General features: G+C 59.9%; 13 protein-coding genes, 2 tRNA genes and 1 rRNA gene. 8 read left to right on the top strand and 8 right to left on the bottom strand.

All coding sequences use genetic code 11. From position 1 onward, the window contains the following. Positions 1 to 226 precede the first annotated feature (226 nt). The 4 genes from GEV39_RS02110 to tyrS form a co-directional block, all read right to left on the bottom strand. Positions 227 to 301, bottom strand: a tRNA-Ala gene (locus tag GEV39_RS02110). A gap of 114 nt (positions 302 to 415) precedes the next feature. Beyond that, positions 416 to 492, bottom strand: a tRNA-Ile gene (locus GEV39_RS02105). Positions 493 to 578: 86 nt separating this feature from the next. Continuing rightward, a 16S ribosomal RNA gene (locus GEV39_RS02100) occupies positions 579 to 2114 on the bottom strand. Between the two features lie 622 nt (positions 2115 to 2736). Further along, positions 2737 to 3936 (bottom strand): tyrosine--tRNA ligase, encoded by a 1200-nt coding sequence (gene tyrS / locus GEV39_RS02095; RefSeq protein WP_173887435.1) that lies wholly within the window; start codon positions 3934 to 3936, stop codon positions 2737 to 2739. A gap of 213 nt (positions 3937 to 4149) precedes the next feature. Here tyrS and GEV39_RS02090 point away from each other — a divergent pair, with 213 nt between their 5' ends. Both GEV39_RS02090 and GEV39_RS02085 read left to right on the top strand, forming a co-directional pair. Next, entirely contained in the window at positions 4150 to 5571 is a 1422-nt protein-coding gene (locus GEV39_RS02090; protein ID WP_173887434.1) for a peptidoglycan DD-metalloendopeptidase family protein, read from the top strand. Positions 5572 to 5574: 3 nt separating this feature from the next. After that, a complete protein-coding gene (locus GEV39_RS02085) occupies positions 5575 to 6666 on the top strand; it encodes an anhydro-N-acetylmuramic acid kinase (RefSeq protein WP_173887433.1) in 1092 nt (363 codons plus the stop codon). 60 nt (positions 6667 to 6726) lie between these two features. Here the strand turns inward: GEV39_RS02085 and erpA are convergent, their stop codons facing one another. After that, positions 6727 to 7077, bottom strand: a complete 351-nt coding sequence (gene erpA / locus GEV39_RS02080) for an iron-sulfur cluster insertion protein ErpA (RefSeq protein WP_173887432.1) — start codon at positions 7075 to 7077, stop codon at positions 6727 to 6729. 150 nt (positions 7078 to 7227) lie between these two features. Next, positions 7228 to 8262 carry an N-acetyl-gamma-glutamyl-phosphate reductase gene (gene argC, locus GEV39_RS02075; protein WP_173887431.1) on the bottom strand — a complete coding sequence of 345 codons (1035 nt, stop codon included), beginning with the start codon at positions 8260 to 8262 and terminating at the stop codon, positions 7228 to 7230. Positions 8263 to 8404: 142 nt separating this feature from the next. Here argC and hemJ point away from each other — a divergent pair, with 142 nt between their 5' ends. From hemJ to GEV39_RS02050, 5 genes are all read left to right on the top strand, one after another. After that, positions 8405 to 8830, top strand: a complete 426-nt coding sequence (gene hemJ / locus GEV39_RS02070; RefSeq protein WP_029887373.1) for a protoporphyrinogen oxidase HemJ — start codon at positions 8405 to 8407, stop codon at positions 8828 to 8830. A gap of 121 nt (positions 8831 to 8951) precedes the next feature. After that, positions 8952 to 9734, top strand: coding sequence for an SDR family NAD(P)-dependent oxidoreductase (locus tag GEV39_RS02065; protein WP_173887430.1), 783 nt, complete (start codon positions 8952 to 8954; stop codon positions 9732 to 9734). A gap of 63 nt (positions 9735 to 9797) precedes the next feature. Then, positions 9798 to 10136 (top strand): histidine triad nucleotide-binding protein, encoded by a 339-nt coding sequence (locus GEV39_RS02060; RefSeq protein WP_161891720.1) that lies wholly within the window; start codon positions 9798 to 9800, stop codon positions 10134 to 10136. 65 nt (positions 10137 to 10201) lie between these two features. Then, complete coding sequence (gene coq7, locus GEV39_RS02055; protein WP_173887429.1) at positions 10202 to 10849, top strand: 2-polyprenyl-3-methyl-6-methoxy-1,4-benzoquinone monooxygenase; 648 nt, start codon at positions 10202 to 10204, stop codon at positions 10847 to 10849. A gap of 10 nt (positions 10850 to 10859) precedes the next feature. After that, positions 10860 to 11900, top strand: coding sequence for a DUF2157 domain-containing protein (locus GEV39_RS02050; protein ID WP_173887428.1), 1041 nt, complete (start codon positions 10860 to 10862; stop codon positions 11898 to 11900). Between the two features lie 40 nt (positions 11901 to 11940). On the opposite strand, the gene GEV39_RS02045 is transcribed toward GEV39_RS02050, so the two are convergent. Beyond that, the gene (locus GEV39_RS02045; RefSeq protein WP_004376171.1) at positions 11941 to 12363 is read right to left on the bottom strand and encodes an OsmC family protein; all 423 of its coding nucleotides are present in this window, start codon (positions 12361 to 12363) and stop codon (positions 11941 to 11943) included. Positions 12364 to 12552: 189 nt separating this feature from the next. On the opposite strand from GEV39_RS02045, the gene crp reads away from it, so the two are divergent. Next, complete coding sequence (gene crp / locus GEV39_RS02040; RefSeq protein ID WP_173887427.1) at positions 12553 to 13197, top strand: cAMP-activated global transcriptional regulator CRP; 645 nt, start codon at positions 12553 to 12555, stop codon at positions 13195 to 13197. On the opposite strand, the gene GEV39_RS02035 is transcribed toward crp, so the two are convergent. After that, positions 13194 to 13898, bottom strand: a complete 705-nt coding sequence (locus GEV39_RS02035) for a lipoate--protein ligase family protein (RefSeq protein WP_009681257.1) — start codon at positions 13896 to 13898, stop codon at positions 13194 to 13196. The genes crp and GEV39_RS02035 overlap by 4 nt on opposite strands. Between the last annotated feature and the right edge of the window lie 77 nt (positions 13899 to 13975).

Genomic DNA, 13975 nt, shown 5'->3' with positions numbered 1-13975 from the left:
TTATACTGTGAAGACGACATTCGCCGAAAATTCGCATTTCGCTCAATTAAGAGCAGAACTCACAAATTTTACCTTAGCCTGATCACACACCAGTGAAAGTGCATGTCAGTCTATATCTATCACATATCCGAATTTTTAAAGAACGTCTGACAAAAGTCAGAAATCAACATTCATCAACGAATGTTCATTCTAAGTTCTGAGCAGGAGCAACATCTACCGCAGAAAGTGGTGGAGCCAAGCGGGATCGAACCGCTGACCTCCTGCGTGCAAGGCAGGCGCTCTCCCAGCTGAGCTAGGCCCCGTATTCTACGGCTGAACCATGTAATGGTAGGTCTGGGCAGATTTGAACTGCAGAAGAGCCGTCCTCACCACTCTTTATCCAGAGGCATGGGGTGCTCAACATTCCAACCAAAAATGGTAGGTCTGGGCAGATTTGAACTGCCGACCTCACCCTTATCAGGGGTGCGCTCTAACCAACTGAGCTACAGACCTAATGGTATAACTTTGGGTCTTGATCGTCTTTTACAATGAATCAAGCAATTCGTGTGGGAGCTCATCAGTAGGCTGATGTCGTCGATTAAGGAGGTGATCCAGCCGCAGGTTCCCCTACGGCTACCTTGTTACGACTTCACCCCAGTCATGAATCACACCGTGGTAACCGTCCTCCCGAAGGTTAGACTAGCTACTTCTGGTGCAACCCACTCCCATGGTGTGACGGGCGGTGTGTACAAGGCCCGGGAACGTATTCACCGCGACATTCTGATTCGCGATTACTAGCGATTCCGACTTCACGCAGTCGAGTTGCAGACTGCGATCCGGACTACGATCGGTTTTGTGAGATTAGCTCCACCTCGCGGCTTGGCAACCCTCTGTACCGACCATTGTAGCACGTGTGTAGCCCAGGCCGTAAGGGCCATGATGACTTGACGTCATCCCCACCTTCCTCCGGTTTGTCACCGGCAGTCTCCTTAGAGTGCCCCCATAACGTGCTGGTAACTAAGGACAAGGGTTGCGCTCGTTACGGGACTTAACCCAACATCTCACGACACGAGCTGACGACAGCCATGCAGCACCTGTGTCAGAGTTCCCGAAGGCACCAATCCATCTCTGGAAAGTTCTCTGCATGTCAAGGCCTGGTAAGGTTCTTCGCGTTGCTTCGAATTAAACCACATGCTCCACCGCTTGTGCGGGCCCCCGTCAATTCATTTGAGTTTTAACCTTGCGGCCGTACTCCCCAGGCGGTCAACTTAATGCGTTAGCTGCGCCACTAAAATCTCAAGGATTCCAACGGCTAGTTGACATCGTTTACGGCGTGGACTACCAGGGTATCTAATCCTGTTTGCTCCCCACGCTTTCGCACCTCAGTGTCAGTATCAGTCCAGGTGGTCGCCTTCGCCACTGGTGTTCCTTCCTATATCTACGCATTTCACCGCTACACAGGAAATTCCACCACCCTCTACCGTACTCTAGCTTGCCAGTTTTGGATGCAGTTCCCAGGTTGAGCCCGGGGCTTTCACATCCAACTTAACAAACCACCTACGCGCGCTTTACGCCCAGTAATTCCGATTAACGCTTGCACCCTCTGTATTACCGCGGCTGCTGGCACAGAGTTAGCCGGTGCTTATTCTGTCGGTAACGTCAAAACAGCAAGGTATTAGCTTACTGCCCTTCCTCCCAACTTAAAGTGCTTTACAATCCGAAGACCTTCTTCACACACGCGGCATGGCTGGATCAGGCTTTCGCCCATTGTCCAATATTCCCCACTGCTGCCTCCCGTAGGAGTCTGGACCGTGTCTCAGTTCCAGTGTGACTGATCATCCTCTCAGACCAGTTACGGATCGTCGCCTTGGTGAGCCATTACCTCACCAACAAGCTAATCCGACCTAGGCTCATCTGATAGCGCAAGGCCCGAAGGTCCCCTGCTTTCTCCCGTAGGACGTATGCGGTATTAGCGTTCCTTTCGAAACGTTGTCCCCCACTACCAGGCAGATTCCTAGGCATTACTCACCCGTCCGCCGCTGAATCAAGGAGCAAGCTCCCGTCATCCGCTCGACTTGCATGTGTTAGGCCTGCCGCCAGCGTTCAATCTGAGCCATGATCAAACTCTTCAGTTCAATACTGCTTGGGTTTTTAAGAAACCCTAAACTTGGCTCAGCAATCTCAAATGACTATGTGATTTCTCGCATGGTCACTTGTGATGCTGATAATCTTTTTGACTATCAGTCCGTACTCACAAGCACCCACACGAATTGCTTGATTCGATTTGTTAAAGAGCGGTTGGCTAAGAGCGTTTCGTCTCAACCGAGGCGCGCATTCTACGCTTTCCTCATTTGCTGTCAAGCGTTTATTTTGAAGTTTTTTGCGAGAAACTCGTTTAGCTTCAAACACTTGACTCGCTGCGATCTCTCGTAGCGGGAGGCGAATCATACAGCGTTTAGAAGCGCTGTCAACCATCATCTCAACCGCTTTCGATCATTTGATCGTAGCCCTTACAGCGCTTTCCGAATCGCTCAACTCATTGAATTTCAAGGAGTTTGTCGTTCCGTTGTCGCTGGAAGTGGGGCGCATTATAAGGGGATTCGAGAGGGCGTCAACCTTTAATTTCAAGAAACTGGAATATGGACGAATACATCCATTCAGCACTGCCGGCCATTCGGCAAAAACGGCGATACCCCATAAACAAAGCGGGGAGGCCTATCGGCCTCCCCGCTTCTATATAGCTTAACCGCCGGGCGATCACTCAGCCTTCAGGGTAACCCGCCCGAAGGACTTCTTGCCCGCCTGACATACATGCGTAGCACCCAGAACAAACAGGAAGTCCTTGTCGACCACCACACCATCCACTTTCACTGCACCAGCACTCAGCAAGTCACGCGCCTGCGCCGAGTTCTTCACCAGGCCAGCACGGTTCAGAACCGCAGCGACAGGCAAGTCTTCCGCCGAAACCACCTCTACCTCCGGCAGGTCCTCAGGCAGCTCGCCTTCCTTCATACGATTGCCCGCAGCACGGTGCGCATTGGCGGCAGCCTCCTCACCATGGAAACGCGCGACAATCTCTTCCGCCAGCTTGATCTTGATGTCTCGAGGGTTGGCGCCATTGGCCACGTCGGCGCGGAACTGCTCGATCTCTTCCATGGAGCGGAAGCTCAGCAGCTCGAAGTAACGCCACATGAGGGTATCCGGGATCGACACCAGCTTGCTGTACATCACCCCCGGCGCTTCCTGGATACCGACATAGTTGCCCAGCGACTTGGACATTTTCTTCACACCGTCCAGCCCTTCAAGCAACGGCATGGTCACGATGTTCTGCGCTTCCTGGCCATAGGCACGCTGCAGCTCACGCCCCATCAGCAGGTTGAACTTCTGATCGGTACCACCCAGCTCGACGTCTGCCTTCAGCGCGACCGAATCGTAGCCCTGCACCAACGGGTAGAGGAACTCGTGAATGGCAATCGGCTGGTTGGTGGTGTAGCGCTTGTCGAAGTCATCGCGCTCGAGCATGCGCGCCACAGTGTACTGCGAGGCCAGGCGAATGAAGTCGGCCGGGGTCAGCTTGTCCATCCAGGTGGAGTTGAAGGCGACTTCTGTCTTGGCCGGATCAAGAATCTTGAACACCTGCTGCTTGTAGGTCTCGGCGTTGTCCAGCACCTGCTCACGAGTCAGCGGCGGACGCGTTGCGCTCTTGCCGCTTGGGTCGCCGATCATGCCGGTGAAGTCGCCGATCAGGAAGATGACCTGATGGCCCAACTCCTGGAACTGGCGCAGCTTGTTGATCAGCACCGTGTGCCCCAGGTGCAGGTCCGGGGCGGTCGGGTCGAAGCCGGCTTTGATGCGCAAAGGCTGGCCGCGCTTGAGCTTCTCAACCAGTTCCGACTCGACCAGTACTTCTTCCGCACCGCGCTTGATAAGCGCCAGCTGCTCTTCAACCGACTTCATAGACAAACCCGCAAGGCTCAGATTCAGGGGGAGCCAACCATACAAGATCGGCCGTCAAATACAAGTTTTGCAAAGGAATGTGACCCGGGCGCAGGCTTGCGACGTCTACGCGCCCTTGCGTGAAACTGGATTTGGTTATATTTTATACAGTTATTTCATCTTCATCATGTCATTCATCTATTCCATTTCACCTTTTTCAAAGTCACCTTGCCCATGACCAACGAACCGCCTAAAGCGCCACCGCTTTATCCGAAGAGCCACCTGTTGGCCGCCAGCGGCATTGCCGCCCTGCTCAGCCTGGCTTTGCTGGTATTTCCGTCCAGCGAAGTGGAAGCCAAGAAAACCACCCTCAACCTCGAGCTGGAAAGCCCTGCCGAACAATTGAAGGACGAATCCCGCGCTGCGCCCATGGTGCAGGCACAGGGTGAGCAAGGCTCACCTTTCGCCCAGATAGAAGCAGCCACACCCGAAACCCAGAAAGCCGAGCAGCCAACGCCGGACGCCAAACAGGTTGCCGAAGCCGCCAAGCAACCGGGCCACCGCGAAGTCACCGTAGCGCGCGGCGACACCCTGTCCACGCTGTTCGCCAAGGTCGGCCTGCCAGCCAATGCCGTGCACGACCTGCTGGCCAGCAACAAGCAGGCCAAGCAGTTCACCCAACTCAAGCACGGCCAGGTCCTGCAGTTCGAACTCGACAAGGATGGCCAACTGGCCAGCCTGCACAGCAAGGTCAGCAACCTTGAAACCATCAGCCTGAGCAAAAGCGCCAAAGGCTTTACCTTCAACCGTGAAATCAGCAAGCCTGTGGTGCGTACTGCCTATGCCCACGGGGTCATCAAAAGCTCGCTGTCAGCATCTGCCCAGCGTGCCGGCCTTTCCCACAGCATGACCATGGACATGGCGCGCGTGCTGGGCTACGACATCGACTTTGCCCAGGATATTCGCCCAGGCGACGAGTTCGACGTGGTCTACGAGCAGAAGGTGATGGATGGTAAGGTCGTCGGCACGGGCAATATCCTTTCGGCGCGCTTCACCAACCGTGGCAAAACCTACACTGCCGTGCGCTACACCAACAAGCAGGGCAACACTACCTACTACACTGCCGACGGCAACAGCCTGCGCAAAGCCTTCATCCGCACCCCTGTGGACTTCGCCCGTATCAGTTCGCGCTTTTCCGCCGGCCGCAAGCACCCGATCCTGAACAAGATTCGCGCGCACAAGGGCGTTGACTATGCAGCCCCACGCGGCACGCCTATCAAGGCAGCAGGCGACGGCCGCATCGAGCTGGCCGGGCGCCGCGGCGGCTACGGCAACACCGTGATCATCCAGCACGGCAACCGCTACAAGACGCTGTATGGCCACATGCAGGGCTTTGCCAAAGGCATCAAGACCGGTAGCACCGTCAAGCAGGGCCAGATCATCGGTTACATCGGCACCACCGGCCTTTCCACCGGGCCGCATCTTCACTATGAGTTCCAGGTCAACGGCGTGCATGTCGACCCCCTGAGCCAGAAGGTGCCAATGGCCGACCCGATCGCCAAGAACGAGCGTCAACGCTTCTTGCAGCAGAGCCAGCCACTGATCGCCCGCATGGATCAGGAAAAGGCCACCCTGCTCGCCTCGAACAAGCGCTAAGCCATGGCGCTTTACCTGGGGGTGATGTCCGGCACCAGCCTCGATGGCCTGGACATCGCCTTGGTCGAACAAGGCGAGCAGCTTGAGCTGCTCGCCACGCTCTACCTGCCGATGCCCGCCAGCCTGCGCCAGGACTTGCTTGCCCTGTGCAGCAGCGGCCCTGACGAAATCGCCCGGGCAGCATTGGCGGAAAATCACTGGGCCACCCTTGCGGCCGCGGGCATACGCCAGCTGCTCGCTCAGCAGGGCCTGCAGGCTGACGCCATACGCGCCATTGGTAGCCATGGTCAGACGGTCCGTCACGAACCCGCCCGCGGCTTCACCGTACAGATCGGTAACCCCGCGCTGCTCGCCGAGCTTACTGGTATCAGCGTGGTAGCCGACTTCCGCCGCCGCGATGTGGCCGCCGGCGGGCAAGGCGCGCCACTTGTCCCGGCCTTCCACGAAACCCTGTTCAGCCACCTGGGCCAACGGGTAGCGATTCTCAATGTGGGCGGTTTCAGCAACCTCAGCCTGATTGAGCGGGATGCACCGGTGCATGGCTTTGATTGTGGCCCAGGCAATGTATTGCTGGATGCCTGGATCGAGCGCAAACGCGGCCAGGCCTACGATGCCGACGGTGCCTGGGCTGCCACCGGCGTGGTGCAGGCTGATTTGCTGCATGCATTGATGAGCGACCCGTTCTTCGCGGGCAGCGGCCCCAAGAGTACCGGGCGCGAGGTGTTCAACCTGCCTTGGCTCGACCGCCACCTCGCCGGGCTGCCCGCCTACCGCGACGAGGACGTGCAGGCAACACTGCTGGAGCTGACCGCACGCAGCATCATCGACTCACTGGAAAACGCGCAACAAGGCACGCAAACACTGTTGGTCTGCGGTGGAGGCGCCCGCAACGGCGCTCTGATCGCCCGCCTCGGCCAACTACTGCCTAATGCACGTGTTACAAGCACCAGCGCCCATGGCGTAGACCCTGACTGGGTCGAAGCCATGGCCTTTGCCTGGCTGGCCCATTGCTGCCTGGAGGGCATCGCCGCCAACCGCCCCAGCGTCACTGCCGCCAGGGGCCTGCGTGTACTCGGTGCAATCTACCCGGCATGACACCCAGGCCAGAAAGCAAAACGCCGCGCAATTGCGCGGCGTTTTCGTATCGGCGCGAACTCAGATCGAGAACGACGACCCGCAACCGCAGGTGGTGGTGGCATTCGGGTTCTTGATCACAAAGCGCGAACCTTCCAGGCCTTCCTGGTAGTCCACTTCGGCACCGGCCAAGTACTGGAAGCTCATCGGGTCGACCACCAGGGAAACGCCTTCGCGCTCGACGATGGTGTCGTCTTCAGCCACGTCTTCATCGAAGGTGAAGCCGTACTGAAAGCCCGAGCAACCGCCACCGGTCACGAACACCCGCAGCTTCAGACGTTCATTGCCTTCCTCATTGACCAGGTTCTTCACCTTCTGGGCTGCCCCATGGGTGAATTCCAGGCCGGTAGGGGTGAAGGTTTCGACGCTCATGTTGATTCTCCCGGCGCGGTAGCCGCCATATAACTCTCGATGACGCGCATTATCCGCTTTCCCGAGAAAATTGGTCAACAATACGTAAGCCGCAAGCGACAACCTACACGCCGCAAGCTCGGCCCGCAGGTGTGCAGCTCGCGGCTTCTGTCACGGCAGCAAGCCTGCGTGGGACAGGCCCATGCGCTCATCCAGGCCAAACAGGATGTTGAGGTTCTGCACTGCCTGCCCCGAAGCCCCCTTCACCAGGTTGTCGATCACCGAGAGCACCACTACCAAGTCCCCGCCCTGTGGGCGATGAACGGCAATGCGGCAAACGTTGGCACCGCGCACGCTGCGGGTTTCCGGGTGGCTACCGACCGGCATCACGTCGACGAACGGCTCATCGGCGTAGCGTTTCTCGAACAGCGCCTGCAGGTCGACCGAAGTATCGGCCACGTTCGCGTACAGGGTAGCGTGGATACCACGGATCATCGGTGTCAGGTGCGGCACGAACGTCAGGCCGATGTCCTTGCCGGCCGCCTGGCGCAGGCCCTGGCTGATTTCCGGCAGGTGGCGATGCCCCTTGACGGCATAGGCCTTCATGCTTTCACCGGCTTCGCAGAACAGCGAACCCACTGCCGCACCACGCCCGGCGCCGCTGACACCCGACTTGCAGTCGGCGATCAGCCGCGCGGGGTCGGCCAGGCCCGCTTCCAGTAACGGCAGGAAACCGAGCTGGGTAGCGGTCGGGTAGCAACCCGGCACGGCAATCAGGCGCGCCTGGCGAATCTTCTCGCGGTTCACTTCCGGCAGGCCATACACGGCATCCTTGCGCAATTCAGGCGCGCCATGCGGCTGGCCGTACCACTTGCCCCACTCGGTGGCATCCTGCAGACGGAAGTCAGCCGACAGGTCGATCACCTTGGTACCTGCCGCCAGCAATTCGCCGGCCAGTGCGTGGGCAACGCCGTGCGGTGTGGCGAAGAACACGACGTCGCAAGCGGCCAGGGCCTTGCTGTCGGGTACGCTGAACGCCAGCCCGTCATAGTGGCCGCGCAGGTTCGGGTACATGTCTGCCACCGCCACGCCCGCCTCCGAGCGCGAAGTGATGACCGCCACTTCGGCCTGTGGATGCTGTGCCAGCAGACGCAACAGTTCGACGCCGGTGTAACCGGTGCCGCCAACAATACCGACCTTGATCATAACGCTTGCCCCTTATCAACGAGCCGTCTGGAAAGCGCACGATAATAGGGGCGCGAGGCGCCTGTAACAACTCTTCGGGTGTCCCTTCCGGCGCCCGACCACTACTATCTGACGACCGTGATTACCTGAAGGAACACCCTCCATGCTTTACCTATGGATCAAAGCGCTGCATATCGTCAGCGTAGTCTGCTGGTTCGCCGGCCTGTTCTATCTGCCGCGGCTGTTCGTCTACCACGCCCAGAGCCAGGACAGCATCAGCCAGGAACGCTTCGTGACCATGGAGCGCAAGCTCTACCGCGGCATCATGAACCCGGCAATGATCGCCACCTATGTATTTGGCGCCTGGATGCTCTACCTCAACCCCGGTTGGCTGAGCCAGGGCTGGTTGCATGCCAAGCTGACCCTGGTAATCCTGCTCACCGGCTACCATCACGTGTGTGGCGCACAGCGCAAACGCTTCGCCAGCGGCACCAATACACGCAGCCACGTCTATTATCGCTGGTTCAACGAAGTGCCCGTGCTCATCCTGCTGGGCATCGTGATTCTGGTGGTGGTCAAGCCGTTCTGACGTAGCCACCTCAACTATCAGCAAGCCCTGCAGCGCTGCCGCCGGGCCTTGTAGCAAAACGCACCACCCGGCACGAGCAAGCTGTACACTAGGCGCCCTCTTCCGCCCCCAGGAGCCTTGCATGTCCCGTTACGCCATGATCACTGGTGCTTCCAGCGGCCTGGGCCTGGCCCTGGCGGAAGCGCTGGCACGGCGTGGACGCAACCTGATCCTGGTGGCACGCCAGCGCGAAACGCTGGAACCAGTCGCCATCGAGCTGACCCAACGCTTTGGCGTAGAGGTACTGTTCCGCGCCTGCGACCTCAGCCAGCCGCTGCGCCTGTCAGGTTTCGTGCTGGAGTTGGAAGAAGGCGAGCGGCGCATCGACCTGCTGGTCAACTGCGCTGGTTTGCGCACCTACGGCCCGTTCCTGGCCCATGAGTGGGCCGACGAGCAAGACCTGCTCGAGGTCAACGTGCTGGCCATGAGCCGGCTATGCCATGCAATCGGCAACCTGATGGCCGTGCAGGGTGGCGGGCAGATCCTCAACGTTGCAGGCCTGGCCGGGGTCGCACCTGGGCCGTGGATGGCGGCCTATGCCGCCAGCAAAGCCTACGTGCTGAGCTTTTCCCAGGCACTGCGCGAGGAGCTCAAGCGCGCCGGCATCAAAGTCTCGGTACTGTGCCCCGGCCCGGTACGCTCTGCACGGCGGCGCATCCCCCGCCTGGATGGCAAACCAGGCTGCCTGAGCCCCGAGGAAGTGGCCCTTTACACGGTCCGGGCGCTGGACAAGAACCGTGCCCTGATCACGCCAGGGCGGCGCAACCGCTGGCTGGCCTTCGCCCCCCGCCTGCTGCCACGCTGGCTGGTGCGCAAACTGGCCGGCGCCATTCACCGCCGCTATTGCCCGGCCGGCATGGAATAGCCACTGGGCGATTGGCGCCTGGCTGAGTACACTCGGCCCGACCCTCACCATGGAGCAAGTGCTGTGGACGATTTATTCATCAAGATCATCAACCGGGAAATCCCGGCGAAGATCATTTACGAGGACGACCAGGTTCTGGCGTTCCACGATATCGCCCCTCAGGCGCCCGTGCACTTTCTGGTTATCCCGAAAAAGCACATCCGCACCCTCAACGACCTGACCGAAGAGGACAAAGGCCTGGCTGGCCATATCCTGTTCACCGCCCAGCGCCTGGCCAAGGAACTTGGCTGTGATGACGGCTTCCGCGTGGTCATGAACTGCAACGAGCAGGGCGGCCAGACCGTCTACCACATCCATATGCACGTGCTCGGCCAGCGCCAGATGAACTGGCCGCCGGGCTGATCCACGGCAAGCGACCCCGCCGCTATTGCGGTAAACTGTCGGGCACATTCTTGCGGAGGTGCCCGATGGCTACCGAACGTCACTACTCGCCGCTCGACCGCTTGTTGCTGCAGGCCGATACCGCCATGCGCACCTTGCTGCCCTTCAGCGGCCAACCCGCCCGGCCGTCACCGGCCATCATCCAGCCAGACGCCAACCTGGACGAACAGCAAACCCGCCACATTGCCGGGCTGATGCGCATCAACCATACCGGTGAAGTCTGCGCCCAGGCCCTGTACCAGGGTCAGGCCCTGACGGCCAAGCTGCCCGAAGTGCGCAAGGCCATGGAACATGCCGCCGAGGAAGAAATCGACCACCTGGCGTGGTGCGAGCAACGCATTCGCCAGCTGAACAGCCACCCAAGTGTGCTCAACCCCCTGTTCTATGGCATGTCCTTCGGCATTGGCGCACTGGCCGGGCTGGTCAGCGACAAGGTCAGCCTGGGTTTCGTCGCCGCCACCGAGCACCAGGTGTGCAAGCACCTGGACGAGCACCTTGAGCAGCTACCGCAAGAAGACGAAAAGTCCCGCGCCATTCTCGAACAGATGCGCGTCGACGAAGAGCAGCACGCCGAGTCCGCCCTGGAAGCCGGTGGCTACCGTTTCCCTGCTCCTTTGCGCTTCGGTATGAGCTTGCTGGCCAAGGTCATGACCAAGAGCACCTACCGTATCTGAAGGTAGCCCCATGACGGACCGAATCGACGCCAAGGACCTGGCGCGTGCCGTGCAAGCCGGCGTTCTCCAGCCTGGCCAGGACCAGGCCCTGCTGGCGTTCCTGCGCCAGCAACCGCCAGCACGCGGCACCTTTCAGCTGGCCCATGTCGCCTTCTACTTCGGCGCCATGCTGATCATGGCCGCCATGGGCTGGTTGCTCACCGAGGCCTGGATGAGCATCGGCGACGCCGCACTGCTGGTCATCGCCAGCCTGTACATCGGGCTGATCACCTTGTTTGCCCTTAACTTGCAGCGGCGTGCGCAACCCGTAGCCGCCGGGGTACTGGCCGCCGTCGCGGTCAGTATCGTGCCACTGGCAGTGTTCGCCATCGAACGCTTGGCGGGGTGGTGGCCAATGGATGACACCCAGGCCAACTACCACCACTACTACACCTACGTGCAAGGCGGCTGGCTGGTGATGGAGGCGGCCACGGTAGTGGCCGGTTTGCTGATGCTGCGGTTGATCCCCTACCCGTTCATCGTCATGCCGATCGCCGTGGCCCTATGGTTCATGTCGATGGACCTGAGTGAGTGGTTCTTCGGCTCGCCGTTCAGCTGGGCGCAGCGCCGTGAGGTTTCGCTGTGGTTCGGCCTGGGAATGCTGGTGGTGTTCCTGCTGATAGACGGCCGAACACGCGAGGATTATGCCCGCTGGGGTTACCTGGCAGGGCTGGCGGCATTCTGGGGCGGGCTGACGCTACTGGACAGCGGCAGCGAGCTGGGCAAGGCGCTGTACTGCCTGATCAACATTGCGCTGATGGGCATGGCAGTGCTGTTGCGCCGGCCGGTGTTCATGGTGTTCGGCGCGCTGGGGGTTGCGGCCTACCTGGGCTACCTGGCGTATGAGGTGTTCGCGCAATCGCTGCTGTTCCCGGTCGTGGTGACGCTGATCGGGCTGGGGGTCATCTGGCTGGGGCTGGTCTACCAGAAGCGCCGGGAGCGGTTGAGCCGCGCAATGCGCAGTGGCTTGCCGGCATGGCTTCGCTCTGCATTACCGGCACTGCGCAGCTGATGGTGTCGGGGCCGCTTTGCGGCCCCAAAAAACCCCGGTTTCAACCCAGCTCTACAATCTCGTACCCGTGGGTAATCTCGACCCCGGCACGCTCGAGCATGATCGACGCAGAGCAGTACTTCTCTGCCGACAGCTCTACCGCACGCTTGACCTGCGCTTCTTTCAGCCCGCGCCCCTTCACGACGAAGTTCATGTGGATCTTGGTGAACACTTTCGGGTCTTCACTGGCGCGCTCGGCTTCCAGAAACGCCTCGCAGCTCTCCACCGCCTGGCGCGACTTCTTCAGAATACTGACCACGTCAAAGCTGCTGCAGCCACCCAACCCCAACAGCAGCATCTCCATAGGGCGCACACCCAGGTTACGGCCGCCGGCCTCGGGCGGGCCATCCATCACGACGACATGGCCGCTGCCCGATTCGCCGAGAAACATTGCCTCACCGGCCCACTGGATACGTGCCTTCATCTACCTGGACTCCTGATATTCGGAAAAGGGTGTCAGCTTAGACCTTGTGCGGCTGTGGGAAAAGTACGAGAGGACTCGGTTTAGTACCGAAACATCTTGTAGTGTCTGATAAGCTGGCGCCAAATGACTGGCGCCTACCGCCGTCGATTTACAAAAATACCCAAGCCTCGTATCGAACAGGACTTCGTGATGGTTGCCTCTGCCCTACCCGCAAAGATCAAGAACATAGACAAGTTGCTGGTGCACTGCCAGCGCCGCCGCTTCACCGCAAAAAGCAACATCATCTGCGCTGGCGACCGGGCCGAAACACTGTCGTTCATCATCAAGGGGTCGGTCACCATCATCATTGAAGACGATGACGGTCATGAAATGATCATCGCCTACCTCAACCCGGGCGATTTCTTTGGCGAGCTGGGGCTGTTCGAGCCCGTTGACGGTGAGCAGCAGCGCAGCGCCTGGGTACGGGCGAAGACCGAATGCGAAGTGGCCGAGATCAGTTACGAGAAATTTCGCGAAGTGGCGCGCCAGGACCCGGAAATTCTCTACGCCCTGGGCAGTCAAATGGCCCAACGTCTTCGTAATACCACACGCAAGGTGGGCGACCTGGCGTTCTTCGACGTAACCGGCCGGGTCGCCCGCTGCCTGCTGGAGCTGTGCAAGCAGCCCGACGCCATGACCCATCCGGATGGCATGCAGATCAAGATCACCCGCCAGGAAATCGGCCGCATCGTCGGTTGCTCGCGGGAAATGGTCGGCCGCGTGCTCAAGGATCTCGAAGAGCGCAGCCTGGTCCATGTCAAAGGCAAGACCATGGTCGTCTACGGTACCCGCTAATCCCTGGGCAGGTCGGCCAAGACCTTGGCGTAAGCTTGCGAGAGGCGCTGGAACCAGGGTACTGCGGGCGCCACCTCGTGCAAGGCAATGTGTGCGTCAGCGCGGCAACGCTGCTCAAGCGCGCAGCACTCGTTGAAACGGTTGACCGCCGCTACCATCGCCTCACGTTCGTTGTCCAGCAACAACGCGCCGTGCACCAGTACCACCGGGCGTTTACCGCCCAGGCCCTGGCGCCAGCGCTGGGCGGTACCGACCAACTTGCGGCCGTTGAGGTTGACGTTGTAGCGGCCATCGCAAAAGGCGCCGTCTATTTCCCCCACCGACGCTACCCCGCCCCACTCACGCAACACATCGCACAGTGGCAGGCACAGGCGCTCATAAGCGGTTTCGATACGGCCATGGTCGCCTTCGCTGCGCGGCGCGGCATAGACCAGCGCCACGTTCACGGTGGCATGCGACTGCGGTACCGGCTCACCGCCGGTTTCACGCAGCAGTACCGGCCAGCCGGCAATCGCCAGTTCTGCGCAGGCTGTTTCGAAATTGGCCAACCGGCTCATGCGCCGGGGCATCACCAAGGCATGGTCAGTGGGGCGCCAGAACAGCACACCACTCTCGCGTTCGCCGCGGCAAACGGCGGCCAGCAGGTCCTGCTCGGCGTGCAAGCCCTGCTCGACAGTCAGGGCCAGGGGTTGATCGCTCATTGCTCCACCTTGGATGTTGTTTTCAAGGGCCTCTTGCCGGGCCCGTAAAAAAGCCGGCATTCACGCCGGCTTCATTG

Origin of the sequence: Pseudomonas sp. NY5710, from assembly GCF_013305665.1 — a bacterium.
Classification (GTDB): Bacteria; Pseudomonadota; Gammaproteobacteria; order Pseudomonadales; family Pseudomonadaceae; genus Aquipseudomonas; species Aquipseudomonas juntendi.
This window is presented reverse-complemented; position numbering and strand designations above follow the sequence as displayed.

What these genes read in the sequence shown, in the direction of transcription:
- tyrS (WP_173887435.1), bottom strand. Translation starts at nt 3,936, where the DNA reads ATGAAGTCGGTTGAAGAGCAGCTGGCGCTTATCAAGCGCGGTGCGGAA.
- GEV39_RS02090 (WP_173887434.1), top strand. Translation starts at nt 4,150, where the DNA reads ATGACCAACGAACCGCCTAAAGCGCCACCGCTTTATCCGAAGAGCCAC.
- GEV39_RS02085 (WP_173887433.1), top strand. Translation starts at nt 5,575, where the DNA reads ATGGCGCTTTACCTGGGGGTGATGTCCGGCACCAGCCTCGATGGCCTG.
- erpA (WP_173887432.1), bottom strand. Translation starts at nt 7,077, where the DNA reads ATGAGCGTCGAAACCTTCACCCCTACCGGCCTGGAATTCACCCATGGG.
- argC (WP_173887431.1), bottom strand. Translation starts at nt 8,262, where the DNA reads ATGATCAAGGTCGGTATTGTTGGCGGCACCGGTTACACCGGCGTCGAA.
- hemJ (WP_029887373.1), top strand. Translation starts at nt 8,405, where the DNA reads ATGCTTTACCTATGGATCAAAGCGCTGCATATCGTCAGCGTAGTCTGC.
- GEV39_RS02065 (WP_173887430.1), top strand. Translation starts at nt 8,952, where the DNA reads ATGTCCCGTTACGCCATGATCACTGGTGCTTCCAGCGGCCTGGGCCTG.
- coq7 (WP_173887429.1), top strand. Translation starts at nt 10,202, where the DNA reads ATGGCTACCGAACGTCACTACTCGCCGCTCGACCGCTTGTTGCTGCAG.
- GEV39_RS02050 (WP_173887428.1), top strand. Translation starts at nt 10,860, where the DNA reads ATGACGGACCGAATCGACGCCAAGGACCTGGCGCGTGCCGTGCAAGCC.
- GEV39_RS02045 (WP_004376171.1), bottom strand. Translation starts at nt 12,363, where the DNA reads ATGAAGGCACGTATCCAGTGGGCCGGTGAGGCAATGTTTCTCGGCGAA.
- crp (WP_173887427.1), top strand. Translation starts at nt 12,553, where the DNA reads ATGGTTGCCTCTGCCCTACCCGCAAAGATCAAGAACATAGACAAGTTG.
- GEV39_RS02035 (WP_009681257.1), bottom strand. Translation starts at nt 13,898, where the DNA reads ATGAGCGATCAACCCCTGGCCCTGACTGTCGAGCAGGGCTTGCACGCC.